General features: G+C 60.3%; 1 protein-coding gene. It reads left to right on the top strand.

Going from position 1 to position 602, the window contains the following annotated elements:
- Positions 1 to 602, top strand: a 602-nt coding sequence (locus MUA00_RS00265; protein ID WP_271121237.1) for a hemagglutinin repeat-containing protein, incomplete at both ends; no start/stop codon positions are given.

The raw sequence follows: 602 nt of genomic DNA, 5'->3' as shown, positions 1-602 counted from the left end.
AACGGCAGCGTGATAGCCGGCAGCAATGTTCAGCTTGCGGGTGGCAACGTCATCAACAGCGGCGGCACGCTCACGGCGCAGAACGGCCTGAGTATCGACAGCCGGAACAGCATCAGCAACCTGAATGGCGGGCTGATAAGCGCGGGCGGCGGGCTGCAACTGAGCGCGCTGGGCGACATCAACAACATCGGCTCAACCATCAGCGGTAAAACGGTGGCGCTTGAGAGTATAAACGGAAGCATCAACAATATTACGCTCACCGAACGGTGGAGCATTGGTGGCAACAGCCGCAGCGGCAATATGCATCTGAGCGGCACGGATGCTGGCCCGACGGCTTCGATTACCGCGCAGGACGACATGAGCCTGAGCGCCGGGAAGGACATCAACGTCAAAGGCGCAAACGTCGCGGCGGGCGGCAGTCTGCTGATGCTGGCGGACAGCAATATCAACGTTACCGCCAATGAGATGACCAGCGGCTACAGCCAGTCCGGCTTCCGGGGCAAAGACGCAACCAGCAAAGAATCTGTGACCCAAAGCGGCAGCACTATCACCGCAGGCGGAAATCTGGGGATGCAGGCAGGCAATGACCTGACGCTTGCCGC

Source organism: Dryocola boscaweniae, assembly GCF_025215095.1.
Lineage (GTDB): Bacteria > Pseudomonadota > Gammaproteobacteria > Enterobacterales > Enterobacteriaceae > Dryocola > Dryocola boscaweniae.
Note: the sequence above shows the minus strand (reverse complement) of the source record. Positions and strands in the feature narration are given on the sequence as shown.